The organism is Peptoniphilus hominis (ex Hitch et al. 2025) (assembly GCF_040096015.1).
GTDB classification, from domain to species: Bacteria; Bacillota; Clostridia; order Tissierellales; family Peptoniphilaceae; genus Peptoniphilus_A; species Peptoniphilus_A hominis.
In genome coordinates this window covers 26,584-41,100 of the sequence record NZ_JBBMFO010000002.1, presented here as the reverse complement: position 1 = coordinate 41,100, position 14,517 = coordinate 26,584, and the positions used below count along the sequence as shown (strand labels likewise).

Sequence of the window (14,517 nt, the reverse complement as noted above, 5' to 3'; positions counted from 1 at the left end):
CACCTACTCATTAAATACTAAAATAAATGTAATATTATCCATGCCGCCATTTTTAAGGGCGAGATCCAAAAGTTTGTCTCTTGCAACTTCAGGAGTATTTTCTTTTATAATTTTGAAAATTTCTTCATCAGGAATCATATTAGTAAGTCCGTCTGAACAAAATAAAAATATGTCATTTTCTTCAATCTTTAAAGTGTTTACTGAAACATCTAAGTAAGCTGTAGTTCCCATGGCTTTTGTAAGCACATTTTTCTTTGGATGAACCTTTGCCTCTTCTTCAGTAATTTCGCCAATCTCCATCAAGTAATTTACAAAGGAATCGTCTCTTGTGATTTGCTCCATATCTTTATTTATCCTGTAAATTCTTGAATCGCCAACATTGGAATAAATTAGTACACTTCCTAAAATTATACCAGCAGATACTGTGGTGCCCATGCCCCTATAATCTTCGTTTTCTTCAGAGCTTTTGAAGATTTCGCTGTTGGCATCTCTAATAGAAGAAGACAAGATTTCAATTGCATCTTCAATAGTCTTAATTTCCTTTGCCTTTTCAAAATCCGATGCAATAATTTCTGTTGCCATCTTTGATGCCCTTTCGCCGGCAAGATGTCCACCCATGCCATCAGCTAATATATATAAATTTTTTGACTCATTTACAAAATAACAATCTTCGTTATTTTTTCTGTAGTTGCCTACATTTGTTGCTGATACTACTTTCATTTATTTCACCTCAACTTTGCGCCTTAGTTGTCCACAGGAGGCGCTGATGTCCCTTCCAAGTTCTCTTCTTATAGTTACATTAAATCCTTTTTTCTCAAGTTTATCTTTAAATTCAATGATTTCAGACTTGGAAGGTCTTTTTTCATCAAATTCATCAATTGGATTTAAGGGTATTAAATTAATATGGCACTTCATATTTTTAGCAAAATTATAAAGCTCTTCAATATTTTTTTTGCCATCATTTTGATTTTTAATTAAAGTGTATTCAAAGGTAATTCTATTATTTGTCTTGTCACCATAATATTCTAGGGCTCTCTTTAAGTCGGCTAAATTAAATCTTCTGTTAATAGGCATAAGTGCCGACCTATCCCTGTCATTAGTTTGGTGTAAACTTACAGCCAGATTTATGGGAATGTCTATATCTGCAAGTTCATAAATCTTATCTGCCACGCCGCAAGTGGAAATTGTAATATTCCTATAGCTTGTATTGTGTCCCTTTTCATCATGGAGTAACTTTATAAATCTAATAACCTCAGAAAAATTATCTAGGGGCTCGCCACTTCCCATTAAAATAAAATTTGAAACCTTAATATTTAAAGCCTTCTCTATTTCATAGACCTGACCCAACATTTCTGCTGCACTTAAGTTTCTCACGAGACCAGACTTTGTTGACGCACAAAAATCACAGCCCATTCGACATCCAACTTGTGTTGAGATGCACTGAGAATAGCCATGCTTGTAGTCCATTAGGACGCCCTCTATTAAGTTTTCGTCCTTTAGCTTAAATAGAAATTTTTTTGTCTCATCTAATTTTGAATCAAAAATTTTAAAAATTTCTACCTTATTTATTTCTTCATCTTTAATTATGGAGATTGCCTTCTCTGAAAGATTTGAATTTTCAATATCATATCTCTTCTTATCGTGAAAAAATGTAAAAAGTTGAGAGCCTCTAAAAGCTTTCTCACCCTTATTTACAAAAAAATCACGCAGCTCATCTTCATACATAGAATTTAATTCCATTAAACCACCTATTCATCTAAACATTATACCATTAGATATGGGCAAATAGAAATAGAATTCAAAATTTAATCAAATAAAAAGACTGCGAAAGCTCACAGTCAATTTTTTTCCATAAGAGTAATAGAAAATCCATCACTTCCATCTGTCGATGGGAATAGTTTTAATACTTCTCTATCTCTTAATTTTTTTATTTTGAAATTTTTGTTATTTTCTAAAAATTTATTTATTACATCTTCGTTTTCAATTTTTGAAAGAGAGCAAGTTGAATATAAAAGTTCTCCCCCATCTTTTACATAATCCTTTGCCTTATCTAATATTTCAAGTTGAACTTCAGCTAGTGACTTTATATCTTCTAAGTCCTTGTTCCATTTTATGTCAGGCTTTTTTCTGTAAAGACCAGTTCCTGAACAAGGGGCATCAACTAAGACATAGTCAAATTTATCTATAAAGTCTTTATTTAAAACTCTGGCGTCATTTACCCTCGTCTCAATATTTTTTACACCAAGTCTCTTTGCATTTTCTTGAATTAGTTTTATCTTACCCTGAGATTTGTCGCAGGCAATAATTTCTCCTGTGTTCTTCATAATTTCTGCGAGATGAGTGCTCTTTCCGCCTGGTGCTGCGCATAAATCTAATAGGCTGCTATTTTCTCTTGGATTTAAAAAGCTTGCGACTAAAATTGATCCCAGGTCTTGCACATAAAAATGTCCCTCGTCAAAATATTTTGTGTCAATTATTCCCTTGGGATTTAAAATATTTAGGGCATTGTCATAAACTGTCTCCTCTATTTCAAAACTCAGTTCTTTTAGATTACTCATCAAGTCGCTTTTACTTGTCTTTAAAGTATTCACCCTAATGGTAAAGGGTGGCATTTCGTTATTAGCCTTTAAAAGTTTTTTTGTAAATTCTTCCCCATAATTATTATAAAAATATTCTGTATAAAATTTTGGATGAGAATAAAAAGTTGAGAAATTATCAATGCTGTCCTCAATCTTTACTTGTGGAGCATCCTTTTTGGAAATGCTTCTAAGAATTCCATTTGTAAAGGAAATTGATCCTCTGTTGCCGTAAATTTTTGCAAGATTAACTGATTCATCTACAATTGAATAATCTGGCACCTTGTCCAAAAAATACATTTGGTAAATTGCCATCTCTAAAATACTGAGAATAATTTTGTGAATTCTTTTTATTTTAACTCTTGAATTTATTTTTATTACATAATCTAGGTAAGTTCTATTGCGAATTACGCCTGTAGTGATTTCTTTTATAAAATTGTAATCTCTCTCATCAATATTAGATTTTTTTAAAATTTCAAGACTTTCTTCTAAAAATGCCCCCTTGTAGAGGACATCGTTAATAATCTGTAGTGCTTTTTCTCTTGGGTTTTTCATTAATCTCTTCTTCCAAAAATGCTAAGTAATCTCAAAAATTGTCCTATTGCAACTATTGTTGATGCCACATAAGTAAGTGCTGCTGCGTTTAAAACTTCTTTGGTGCCTCTTAAGTCTTCATCACTAATAATTCCATTGGCAAGTTCTATTTTTGCTCTATTTGAGGCGTTAAACTCAACTGGGAGGGTAACAATTTGAAATAAAACTGCAAAGAAAAATAGGGCAATGCCAAGTTTTGTAAAAAATACTGAGAAGAAAAATCCAAGTATTATTAAAAAGAAGGAAAGTTGAGTTCCTAAATTTGCAAAGGGAACTAGGGCAGCCCTAATTTTTAGTGGCACGTATTCCACTGAATCTTGAATTGCATGACCAACTTCATGAGCAGCAATAGAAACTGATGCAATGGAATTTTTGTAATAGACATCGCGAGATAAATTTAAAGTTTTATCTCTTGGGTCATAATGATCTGAAAGATTTCCATCAACTAAATTTATTTTTACATAATTTAATCCATTTCTATCTAAAATTTCTCTTGCAACTTCTGCCCCACTTAAATTAGTGGAAGAGCCTATTTTCTTGTACTTTTCATAGGCTGAACTTATCTTTGCCTGTGCATAAAATGCGAGAATTAGACCTGGAAGTATATAAATAAAATAAGTGTAATCAAAACCGTAATAATATGGATACATTATTTCCCTCCTATGACATAATTTTCTTCAAATTTATTTCCACGAAGAAAATCATCAATTCTCATGGCGCGCTTTCCCGGTGCTTGAATTTCTTTTACAGAAATGGCGCCATCTAATGTTTTAATAATTAGTTCCTTGTCTGATTTTATTATTGTTCCAACTTTTTTATCTGATGAATTTTCTATTTCTTCTGCAGCAAAAATTTTATAAAGCTTGTCCTCATAGGAAAATTTTGCCCCGTAATGTGGGCTAAGTCCCCTAATTTTATTTACAAGATTTTTTGACTTGTCATTGAAATTTAATAGCAAGTCATCCTTTAAAATTTTATCTGCATAAGTTTTTTTGCCTTCATCTTGGGGAGTGAAATTAACTTTATCTTCTTCCACTTCTCTTATAAATTCTTCTAAGAGATCAGCTCCCATAAGAGAAAGTTTATCTTCAAGCTCTCCGGCATTCATGTCTTTTATGTCAATTTCTTTTACAGCAGAAACTGCACCAGAATCAAGTCCTTCTTCCACTCTCATGAGACTCACGCCAGTTTTTTCTTTGCCTTCCATTATTGCCCTATTAATTGGGGCAGCTCCTCTTAATTCTGGCAGTAGTGATGCGTGAACATTAACAATATATTTTTTTGGAAGGTCAAGAATTTCCCTCTTTAAAATTTGTCCATAGGCAACGACAACAATTATGTCTGCCTGGATTTCTCTAAGTTTTTCTATGGACTCCTCAGAATTTACATCATGAGGCTGATAAACTTCAAGACCAAGTTCTTCAGCCTTAACTTTTACTGGAGTCTTCGTGAATTTTTTGCCCCTTCCCTTTCTCTTATCTTCTTGAGAAACTACAAGGGCAACTTGACCTAATTTATGGAGCCTTTCTAAAATAGGAACGGAAAATTCTGGAGTCCCCATAAAGATAAATTTCATCACTATTCACTCTCCGCTTCATACATTTCAATTGCCTTGTCTGTGTATAAAATTCCATCTAAGTGATCAACTTCGTGTTGAATAATTCTTGCCAAAAAGTCTTCAGCTTCCATGATTTTTTCTTCGCCAGCTAAGTCATTGTATCTAACTTTTATATCTTTGGCTCTCTTAACAGTTCCCTGTTTTCCAGGAACAGATAGGCAGCCTTCCATAGACACTTCTTCCCCTTCTTTTTCAAAAATTTCGGGGTTAATCATGTAAAATCTCTTGCCCTCTTCTTCCTCTCTATTATCTACTACAATAAGCCTCTTCAAAATTCCAACTTGAGGTGCAGCAAGACCAACGCCATAAGCCACATCCATAGTTTCAAACATGTCGTCAATTAAAAGTTTTAATCTATCGTTGAAATTTGTTACCTGCTTTGATTGTTTTCTGAGTATTGGATCTCCATCCTCTCTAATTTTTCTTGTTGCCATTTAATCACCTAAAATCTATATTTAAAAATACTTTATTATCTTCTTCTATCTTGCTATTAATAATTACCCTTTTAAGACCATATATTAACAAAGCTAAATCTTTTGGCTTCACCTTTACCGAAAATTTAGTTCTATTTACATTTTTTATCTTTGGCAACTTAATAAATTTTGTCACCATTAAATCTAAATTTTTTATGTCCATGGACATCTGCCTTAAAAATTTTCCTGCCCAGGCTTCAGTCAAACTTTCATCATAGGAAGAAAATTCAAGCTCAATTAACTTTGTGTAGGGTGGGTATAAAAATAATTTTCTCTCTTCAATTTCATAATTATAAAAATCTTCATAATCGCCACTGGCAGAATATTTTATAATTTCAGAGTCAGGACTATAGGTTTGAATAATAACTTGACCCTTTTTTGATGCTCTACCAGCTCTACCAGAGACTTGGGTTATAAGTTGGAAGGTCCTTTCCTTGGCCTTATAGTCAGAAATATATAGGGACATATCTGCTGCCACAATGCCAACTAGAGTTACATTTTCAAAGTCAAAGCCCTTGGAGACCATTTGGGTCCCAATAATTACATCGGCTTCCCTATTTTTTACAATTTCGTAAAATTTATCATAGGAATCTTTCTTTGTAGTTGTATCCCTATCCATGCGAAGAACTCTCGCCTCTGGAAATAATTTTTTTACTTCCTCTTCAACCTTTTGCGTGCCAACTCCAAATTGCTTAATGAATTTTGAGCCGCAACTTGGGCAAGTTTTTGGAAGTGGCTTTGTGCTTCCGCAGTAGTGACAGATGAGCCTATTTTTTGCCTTATGGTAAGTCATTGATATGTCACATTCATGGCATTTAATAACTTCCCCACAAGACCTGCAGGAGATAAAATTAGAAAATCCTCGACGATTTAAAAATAAAATTATCTGTTCCTTCTTTTTTAATTTTTCTTCCATTGCCTTTTTCAAGTCTCTGCTAAAGATAGAAATATTTCCCCTAATTAGCTCGTCTCTCATGTCAATAATTTTTGTATCTGGAAGAAAGGCTCCCTTTTTTGCCCTATTTTTTAACTCACATAGATTATAAAAATCTTTCTTGGCATAAAAATAGGATTCAATGGAAGGAGTTGCCGAACCAAGGACAACTTTGCCTCTCTTTTTCATTCTATTTATGGCAACTTCAATAGTGTCGTACTTTAAGTTGTCGTGAAATTCATAGGAGGAGTCGTGAGATTCGTCTACTATAATCATTTTTAAATTTTTAAAGGGAACAAAAACTGCACTTCTTACGCCTACCACAATTTTTACTTCGCCATTTAAAACTTTTCTGTACTCGTCGTATCTCTCTCCCGAAGAAAGTTTTGAGTGAATTATTGCAACACTGTCGCCAAACCTTCCCTTAAACCTCTCAATCATTTGTGGAGTGAGACCAATTTCTGGCACAAGGACAATAACCTCTCCGCCCTCTTCTATGACCTTTGATGCAAGATTTAGGTAAACCTCAGTCTTACCACTGCCAGTAAGCCCATGAAGAAGAGAAACAACTTTATCTGTCTTTAAAATGCTAGCAAGAGCTCTTTGTTGTTCCTCATTTAAGGCTAATTTCTCTCTTGCAAAATTCTTTTCCACTGGTTCTCTTTTAACTTCTTTTTTGTATTCACAAATTAAATCTTTTTTTATTAGAGTTTTTATTGGCGAATAGGAAATTCCAAGAAGAGACATGGTTTCAACACGAGAGACATCTTTTTTCTCTTTGATAAAATTAAAAAGCTGGGCTTGCTTCTCGCTTAAATTTTCTAAATTTTTTGGATCAAATTTTTCTGAAATCTTAAGATAATTTACAAGCTTTGGCTTGAGGAGAACAAGTGAATCATACTTGTATTTTACAAAGCCCTTTGCCCTTAATTTTTTTATTATTTTCTTTTCATCTTCATTTAAGTCTTCAAAATACTTATTTAAGTCAATGGAATTTAATTCTTCAAGCTCTTTTCCCTGAGGATATTTTTCAACAATAATTTTCTTTTTAATTTTTTGCAAATTTCCTGGCGGCAAAATTGGCGCAAAGGCTCTTGAGTAACCAATTAAATATCTATCTTTCATCCAAAGGCCAAGTTCAATTAAATCCTCTGAAATAATTGGCTCATCATCAAGTACTGAATGAATTTCCTTTAGTTTGTCTAAATGTTCACCAGAATAATTTGCATGCAAAAAAAGGACGATACCAACTCGGTAAGACTTGCCAAAATTCACAAGAACACGCATACCTGGTTTAACATCATCTTTTACTATGTATGTATAGAGTTTATCGATTTTTTGAAAATTATTTTCTATAAAAATATCTGCAAACATTCTTCACCTACAAAAGAGCTAGATTTCTCTAGCTCATAAGTTTTTTTACCCTATCTAAAATTTCCTTGGCAAGTTCTGTCTTACTCATAATCTCTAAATCATCAGTGTTATTTTTGCTAATAATAGAAACTATATTTGTGTCAGCCCCAAAACCTGCACCCTTTTTCTTAATATTATTAACAACAATCATATCAAAATTCTTTTTTACAAGTTTTTCTTTGGCATACTCGTAAATATTTGTGGACTCAGCTGCAAAACCAACTATAATTTGATTTTTCTTCATGCTTCCATAGTGAGCGGCAATGTCTGGATTCTTTTCCATTTCTATTAAATTCATTTGACTGTCATTGCCCTTTTTAATCTTTTCTTCGCTGTAAGATTTAGGTCTATAGTCACTTGGTGCCGCAGCTTTAATTAACACATGGCAGTCATCAAAATATTTTCCAACAGCATCAAACATATCCCTTGTAGTTTTAACTCTCACAAAGTTATCAACCTTTGGAATGTCTATTTTTGTGGGACCAGATATGAGAGTGACCTTGGCTCCCCTCTTCTTAGCGTTATCTGCCAAGGCATAGCCCATTTTTCCTGAAGAATAATTTGAAATAAATCTAACTGGATCAAGTGGTTCTACAGTTGGACCTGCCGTTATAACCACATGCTTGCCCTCCAAGTCCTTTTCCATTAGCGCCCTATCTATTTCGTCAACAATTTCACTTGGCTCAAGCATTTTTCCACTGCCATAGTCATTGCAAGCCAAAAGATCTTCTTTGGTATCTAAAATAATAACTCCCCTATCTCCTAGAGTCTTCATATTTTTTTGATTGGCTTCAGAATTTAGCATGACAGTATTCATGCCAGGCGCAAGCATTACCTTTGAACGAGATGCCATTAAAACTGTTGTTAACATATCGTCAGCAATACCATTTGCAAACTTGCCAATTAAATTTGCGCTTGCTGGTGCAATTACTATTATATCAGCCCACTTGGCAAGAGAAATATGTTCCACATCCATATTAAATAATTGATTGAACATTTCTAGGTGGACTATATTATTTGACATAGTCTGAAAAGTTAGAGGCGTGACAAATTCAGTCGCATTTTTTGTCATTACAACCTTAACTTCTGCTCCTAATTTTCTTAGCAAACTGCAAATCCCTGGAGATTTATAGGCTGCAATTCCACCTGTAACTCCAAGAAGAATTTTTTTACCCTTTAACATTTTATTCCTCTTCTAAGTCCTCTGAGTTTAATTCTTCTATTTTTTCTTGCTTAATCTTTGCAATTAATTCTTCTTTTTCTGCTGCAATTTTCTTTTCATATTGAGAATCAGATAACTTTTCGCCAAATTTAATCTTTCCAGCCATTATTTCTTCTAGGGCAACTGTAACTGGCTTTTCACTATCTGTATCAATAAGTTTTGGATTTCCGTCAATTAATTTTCTTGCTCTCTTGGAAACTAGAATTGCAAGTTCATATCTAGAATTTGCAACTTCACTTAAATCTTTAAAAGATGGTATAATCATTTATTTCTCTCCTCTTCTGCTTGAACTTCCTTTTTGATGTTTTTATGTCTTTTAACTCTTAGTTTTTCTGCTGCTATAATAGTTTCTATGTCCTTAACGGCATTATCTATTACATCATTTATAACAAAGTAGTCATATTCACCAACAAAGTCAAGTTCCCTAAAGGCATTTCTATACCTTGTTTCTATTTCATCTTCAGTTTCTGTATCCCTCTTAACAAGACGAGATTTAAGTTCATCCATAGTTGGAGGAATTAAAAATATGAAGACTGCTTCTTTGTATTTCTTTTTTACTTGTAAAGCTCCTTGCACATCAATTTCAAGAAGTACAATTTCTCCTTTTTCAATTTCATCAAAGACAAATTGTTTTGGTGTTCCATAATAATTTGTGTGAACAAAGGCATGTTCCAAAAGCTCATCATTTTCTACCATTTTTTCAAATTCTTCTCTTGTGGCAAAAAAGTAATTCTCACCATTAACCTCACCTGGTCTAGGTGTTCTTGTAGTTACGGAAGTAGAAAAAATTATATCGTCGTTGTTTTTCATGAGAGCCTCACTGACAGTTCCTTTTCCAGAACCTGAAGGACCTGATAAAACTAATAAAAATCCGCCGTCCAAATTATCACCATCCTAATAATTATTCAACATTTTGCGCTTGCTCACGCAACTTTTCAATTTCAGATTTAAGGAGTACAACCTTGCTTGTAATTTCAATATCATTTGATTTAGAACCAATTGTATTGGATTCCCTGTTCATCTCTTGGATGAGAAAATCTAACTTTCTACCTATGGCTCCCTCTGACTTTATTATATCATTAAAATTATCTATATGTATTTTCAATCTAGTAATTTCTTCGTCAATGGAAAGCTTGTCTAGCATAATTGCAATTTCAGTTAAAATCCTATCTTCATCTATCTCACTAGAGTCCAAGTATTCACTAACTCTTTCTCTAAGTCTCTCTTCATTTTCTTTAAGAGTAATTGGAGCTCTCTTTTCAATAAAATCAGTGATATTTTTTATCTCTTCTAATTTTACTAGAAAATCTTCCTTAATTTTTTCCCCTTCAATATTTCTTGCTTCCACAAAGTCCTTGGCAGCAAGGTCAACTACCTTTAATAGCTCATCTTTAATGTAGTCGCCATCAAATTCCGCCTTTTGTGGTTTGAAAATATTGGGATCCTCCATTAATTTAGAAAAAGAAAGATCTTCTATCACTCCAAACTTTTCCTGTAAATCTTTACTTATACTAATATACTTATTTAGAAGCTCATAGTCAACATCAATTTTAACATCGCTAGAGTCTAAGTATTCAAAATTTATAAAGACATCAACCTTGCCTCTTTTGATCTTACTTTTTATAAAAGATTTTACAGATTCTTCAGCATACATAATAGATGATGGCATCCTAACATTTATGTCAAGGTATCTATTGTTAACTGATTTCATCTCTACCTTTATATAAAAATCCTCGCTTCTCTTTTCAAAAAGGCCGTAGCCAGTCATGCTATTCATAAAAACTCCTCATAAAGAACGAAAAGCACTATAAAGTGCTTTTCAATTTTATTTTACAACTATATTTACAATCTTATTTGGAATATAAATTTTCTTTACAACTTTCTTTCCTTCAGTGTTTTTGGCAAAAAGTTCATCCTTTTCTGCAACTTCAAAGGCTTCTTCTTGTGATGCATCTCTTGCAATTTTAATTGTATATCTAACCTTGCCATTAAATTGAACTGGGATTTCAATTTCATCATCAATAGTCATTTTTTCGTCGTACTTAGGCCAAACTTGTTCAGAAAGAATTCCACCCAAGTCGCAGGCTTGCCACAATTCTTCTGTTATATGTGGAGCAACTGGATTTAATAAAATTAAGAAAGTTCTAAAATCTTCTTTTGTGATTTTTCCAGCAGAACTAAATTCATTTGAAAGTGTCATAAGTTGTGCAATGGCTGTATTTGCCTTTAAGTTTCCATAATCTTCAGTGACTTTTTTAATAGTCTTGTGAATTTCAGATGCTAGATCTTCTGTGTATTCATTGCCATCAACAACTAGGCTTTGTAAATTCCAAACTCTTTCTAAGAATCTTCTACAGCCCTTAACGCCGTTTTCTGACCATGGAACTGGCTTTTCAAAATCACCAATAAACATTTCATAGCATCTTAATGTATCGGCACCATAGTCTCTTACAATGTCATCTGGATTTACAACATTTCCTCTTGATTTAGACATTTTTTCGTTGTTGCCACCAAGGATCATACCATGAGAAGTCCTCTTTTGATAAGGTTCTTTAGTTGGAACAACTCCAATGTCATACAAGAATTTGTGCCAAAATCTTGAATATAATAAGTGAAGTGTAGTATGTTCCATTCCACCATTGTACCAGTCTACTGGAGTCCAATATTCAAGGGCTTCTTTACTTGCAAGCTCTTTATCATTGTGTGGGTCAGTGTATCTCAAGAAGTACCAAGATGAACCAGCCCATTGTGGCATTGTATCAGTTTCCCTTTTTGCAGGTCCACCACACTTTGGACAAGTTGTATTAACCCAATCAGTCATCTTAGCAAGTGGTGATTCACCAGAATCTGTTGGCTCATAGTTTTCAACTTCTGGAAGTAAAAGTGGAAGTTCTTCTTCTGGAAGAGCAACATAACCACATTTTTCGCAGTGAACTATAGGTATTGGTTCTCCCCAATATCTTTGTCTTGAGAATACCCAGTCCCTTAATTTATAATTTATCTTTCTGTCGCCAAGCTTATTTTCTTCAAGATAGTCAATCATCTTAGCAATGGCATCTTTAACTTCAAGACCATTTAAAATTCCAGAATTTATCATTTTGCCTGTGGAAGTTTCAGTGTTTGCATGTTCACTTACATCTGAACCTTCAATTACTGGAATGATTTCTAGACCAAACTTCTTGGCAAAGTCGTAGTCACGGTCGTCGTGAGCAGGAACTGCCATGATTGCACCAGTTCCGTAAGTCATAAGAACATAGTCTGAGATCCAAATTGGTATTTCTTTATTTGTAAGAGGATTTATTGCCTTAATTCCCTTAATTTCTACACCAGTTTTGTCTTTTTCAAGTTCAGTTCTTTCGAATTCACTTTTCTTAGCGCATTCTTCTTTATAGGCATTTATTTCATCTAAGTTTTCAATTTTATCTGCGTGGTTTTCAATTAATGGATGTTCAGGCGCAATTACCATATAAGTTGCACCATAAATTGTATCTGGTCTAGTAGTGAAAACTTCAAGCTTTTCGTCATAATCCTTTAGTGAAAAGTTTATGCTTGCCCCTTCACTTCTTCCAATCCAATTTTTTTGCTGTGTGACAACTCTTTCGATGAAGTCTAAATCGTCAAGGTCATTAATAAGTCTATCTGCATATTCAGTGATTTTTAACATCCATTGGCTCTTAACTCTTCTTACAACTTCTTCGCCACATCTTTCACATTTGCCGCCTACAACTTCTTCGTTAGAAAGTCCAACTTTGCAGGAAGGACACCAGTTTATTGGCATTTCCTTTTTGTAGGCAAGTCCATGTTTATATAATTGTAAGAAAATCCATTGTGTCCACTTGTAATATTCTGGGTCAGTTGTGTTAATTTCCCTTGACCAGTCAAAGGAAAATCCAATTGACTTTAACTGTTCCTTAAAGTGGGCAATGTTATTTTTTGTAACAATAGCTGGATGAATTTTATTTTTTATTGCATAGTTTTCAGTAGGAAGACCAAAGGCATCCCAACCCATTGGGAAAAGTACATTATATCCTTGCATTCTCTTCATTCTTGAAACAATATCAAGAGCTGTATAAGGTCTTGGATGTCCTACATGAAGTCCTTGTCCAGATGGATAAGGAAACTCTACAAGGGCGTAGAATTTTTCTTTGTCAGAATTATTTTCGCAGACAAAGGATTCATGTTCATCCCAAAAGTCTTGCCATTTTTTTTCTATTTCACTCGGTGTATATTTATTCATATTATCTCCTAAAATTCAGCATTTCCAACAGTTCTTGGGAATGGAATTACATCTCTAATATTCTTCATTCCAGTTATATACATTACAGCTCTTTCAAAGCCTAGTCCGTAACCTGAGTGGACTACAGAGCCATATCTTCTAAGATCAAGATACCAGTCGTAAGTATCCATATTCATGCCAATGTTTTTCATTTTTTCTTCAAGTACATCAAGTCTGTGTTCCCTTTGGCTTCCTCCAATGATTTCACCAACTCCAGGTACTAGAAGATCCATTGCTGCTACAGTTTTTTTATCTTCATTTTCATACATATAGAAGGCTTTGATTTCCTTTGGATAATCTGTTACAAAAACTGGTTTTTTGAAAACTTCTTCTGTTATATATCTTTCGTGTTCAGTTTGAAGGTCAATCCCCCAACTTACTGGATAGTTAAATTCTCTGTCAGCTTTTTCAAGAATTTCAATAGCTTCTGTGTAAGTTATTCTTGCAAATTCATTTTCAACTACATTGTGAAGTCTTTCTAGTAGACCCTTGTCGATGAAGTTGTTAAAGAATTCCATTTCTTGTGGTGCATTTTCAAGTACATATGAAATGATGTACTTTAACATTTCTTCTGAAATGTCCATGTTAACATTTAAGTCTGCAAAGGCCATTTCTGGTTCAATCATCCAAAATTCAGCAGCGTGTCTTTGCGTATTTGAATTTTCTGCCCTAAAAGTAGGTCCAAAAGTGTAGACATTTTTGAAGGCTTCTGCAAAGGCTTCAGCTTCAAGTTGACCTGATACAGTTAGGTGAGTCATTTTGTTGAAGAAGTCTTTAGAATAGTCAACTTCTGTTGGATTTGCCTTTGCTATGCTAGCTATGTCAAGGGTTGTAACTTGGAACATTTCTCCTGCGCCTTCAGCATCAGACGTTGTAATTATTGGAGCGTGAACATAAACAAATCCCTTTTCTTGGAAAAATTTGTGAATTGCATAGGCAATTAGTGACCTAACTCTGAAAACAGCATTAAAGGTGTTTGCTCTTGGACGAAGATGGGCTATTGTCCTCAAATATTCCATTGTGTGTCTCTTCTTTTGAAGAGGATAAGATGGGTCAGATGAACAAATTGCTACAATTTTATTTGCTTGTAGTTCAAAGGATTGATTTTTCCCTGGTGACTTAACAATCTTTCCAGTAACTTCTAGTGATGAAGAAATTGGATATTTTTCAATTTCATCAAAATTTGAAAGTTCCTTACCATAAACTACTTGAATTGGTTTAAAAGCTGTTCCATCTGTGAGCTCAATAAAGCCAAAATTTTTTGAAGCTCTGCTTGTCTTTATCCAACCACTTAATACTATTTCTTTATCTAAAAAATCTTCTGGATTTTTAAAAATATCTCTAATGCTAATTGACATAATTCCTCCTAATTTGTATTCCTTACATAATGTTTAAGTATATAATTAAATCC

13 protein-coding genes are annotated in these 14,517 nt (G+C 33.7%); all 13 read right to left on the bottom strand.

From position 1 onward, the window contains the following. Nucleotides 1–3: 3 nt before the first annotated feature. Nucleotides 4–720: a Stp1/IreP family PP2C-type Ser/Thr phosphatase gene (locus tag WMO19_RS01675; RefSeq protein WP_349169946.1), complete on the bottom strand. Its 717-nt coding sequence runs from the start codon at nucleotides 718–720 to the stop codon at nucleotides 4–6. Then, nucleotides 721–1,740, bottom strand: a complete 1,020-nt coding sequence (rlmN, locus tag WMO19_RS01670; protein ID WP_349169945.1) for a 23S rRNA (adenine(2503)-C(2))-methyltransferase RlmN — start codon at nucleotides 1,738–1,740, stop codon at nucleotides 721–723. A gap of 98 nt (nucleotides 1,741–1,838) precedes the next feature. After that, complete coding sequence (gene rsmB / locus WMO19_RS01665) at nucleotides 1,839–3,131, bottom strand: 16S rRNA (cytosine(967)-C(5))-methyltransferase RsmB (RefSeq protein ID WP_349169944.1); 1,293 nt, start codon at nucleotides 3,129–3,131, stop codon at nucleotides 1,839–1,841. After that, nucleotides 3,131–3,820: a zinc metallopeptidase gene (locus tag WMO19_RS01660; protein WP_349169943.1), complete on the bottom strand. Its 690-nt coding sequence runs from the start codon at nucleotides 3,818–3,820 to the stop codon at nucleotides 3,131–3,133. Before WMO19_RS01660 ends, rsmB begins: the two co-directional genes overlap by 1 nt. Continuing rightward, nucleotides 3,820–4,746, bottom strand: a complete 927-nt coding sequence (gene fmt / locus WMO19_RS01655; protein ID WP_297392444.1) for a methionyl-tRNA formyltransferase — start codon at nucleotides 4,744–4,746, stop codon at nucleotides 3,820–3,822. The genes WMO19_RS01660 and fmt overlap by 1 nt, the downstream gene beginning before the upstream one ends. Nucleotides 4,747–4,748: 2 nt before the next feature. Then, on the bottom strand, nucleotides 4,749–5,222 hold the full coding sequence (def, locus tag WMO19_RS01650) for a peptide deformylase (RefSeq protein WP_288167068.1): 474 nt from the start codon (nucleotides 5,220–5,222) through the stop codon (nucleotides 4,749–4,751). 4 nt (nucleotides 5,223–5,226) lie between these two features. After that, nucleotides 5,227–7,569 (bottom strand): primosomal protein N', encoded by a 2,343-nt coding sequence (gene priA, locus WMO19_RS01645; protein ID WP_349169942.1) that lies wholly within the window; start codon nucleotides 7,567–7,569, stop codon nucleotides 5,227–5,229. 28 nt (nucleotides 7,570–7,597) lie between these two features. After that, nucleotides 7,598–8,791, bottom strand: a complete 1,194-nt coding sequence (gene coaBC, locus WMO19_RS01640) for a bifunctional phosphopantothenoylcysteine decarboxylase/phosphopantothenate--cysteine ligase CoaBC (protein ID WP_349169941.1) — start codon at nucleotides 8,789–8,791, stop codon at nucleotides 7,598–7,600. A gap of 1 nt (nucleotide 8,792) precedes the next feature. Next, entirely contained in the window at nucleotides 8,793–9,095 is a 303-nt protein-coding gene (gene rpoZ, locus WMO19_RS01635) for a DNA-directed RNA polymerase subunit omega (RefSeq protein WP_349169940.1), read from the bottom strand. Beyond that, on the bottom strand, nucleotides 9,092–9,712 hold the full coding sequence (gene gmk, locus WMO19_RS01630; protein WP_019124311.1) for a guanylate kinase: 621 nt from the start codon (nucleotides 9,710–9,712) through the stop codon (nucleotides 9,092–9,094). Before gmk ends, rpoZ begins: the two co-directional genes overlap by 4 nt. A 19-nt stretch (nucleotides 9,713–9,731) precedes the next feature. Then, nucleotides 9,732–10,607 (bottom strand): YicC/YloC family endoribonuclease, encoded by an 876-nt coding sequence (locus WMO19_RS01625; protein WP_349169939.1) that lies wholly within the window; start codon nucleotides 10,605–10,607, stop codon nucleotides 9,732–9,734. A gap of 48 nt (nucleotides 10,608–10,655) precedes the next feature. Continuing rightward, the gene (gene leuS / locus WMO19_RS01620) at nucleotides 10,656–13,067 is read right to left on the bottom strand and encodes a leucine--tRNA ligase (protein ID WP_349169938.1); all 2,412 of its coding nucleotides are present in this window, start codon (nucleotides 13,065–13,067) and stop codon (nucleotides 10,656–10,658) included. 8 nt (nucleotides 13,068–13,075) lie between these two features. Continuing rightward, the gene (asnS, locus tag WMO19_RS01615) at nucleotides 13,076–14,464 is read right to left on the bottom strand and encodes an asparagine--tRNA ligase (protein ID WP_316719354.1); all 1,389 of its coding nucleotides are present in this window, start codon (nucleotides 14,462–14,464) and stop codon (nucleotides 13,076–13,078) included. Nucleotides 14,465–14,517: the final 53 nt, after the last annotated feature.

Coding starts and splice junctions, on each gene's coding strand:
- rsmB (WP_349169944.1), bottom strand. CDS start 3,131: ATGAAAAACCCAAGAGAAAAAGCACTACAGATTATTAACGATGTCCTC.
- WMO19_RS01660 (WP_349169943.1), bottom strand. CDS start 3,820: ATGTATCCATATTATTACGGTTTTGATTACACTTATTTTATTTATATA.
- def (WP_288167068.1), bottom strand. CDS start 5,222: ATGGCAACAAGAAAAATTAGAGAGGATGGAGATCCAATACTCAGAAAA.
- rpoZ (WP_349169940.1), bottom strand. CDS start 9,095: ATGATTATACCATCTTTTAAAGATTTAAGTGAAGTTGCAAATTCTAGA.
- WMO19_RS01675 (WP_349169946.1), bottom strand. CDS start 720: ATGAAAGTAGTATCAGCAACAAATGTAGGCAACTACAGAAAAAATAAC.
- asnS (WP_316719354.1), bottom strand. CDS start 14,464: ATGTCAATTAGCATTAGAGATATTTTTAAAAATCCAGAAGATTTTTTA.
- coaBC (WP_349169941.1), bottom strand. CDS start 8,791: ATGTTAAAGGGTAAAAAAATTCTTCTTGGAGTTACAGGTGGAATTGCA.
- fmt (WP_297392444.1), bottom strand. CDS start 4,746: ATGAAATTTATCTTTATGGGGACTCCAGAATTTTCCGTTCCTATTTTA.
- rlmN (WP_349169945.1), bottom strand. CDS start 1,740: ATGGAATTAAATTCTATGTATGAAGATGAGCTGCGTGATTTTTTTGTA.
- leuS (WP_349169938.1), bottom strand. CDS start 13,067: ATGAATAAATATACACCGAGTGAAATAGAAAAAAAATGGCAAGACTTT.
- priA (WP_349169942.1), bottom strand. CDS start 7,569: ATGTTTGCAGATATTTTTATAGAAAATAATTTTCAAAAAATCGATAAA.
- WMO19_RS01625 (WP_349169939.1), bottom strand. CDS start 10,607: ATGAATAGCATGACTGGCTACGGCCTTTTTGAAAAGAGAAGCGAGGAT.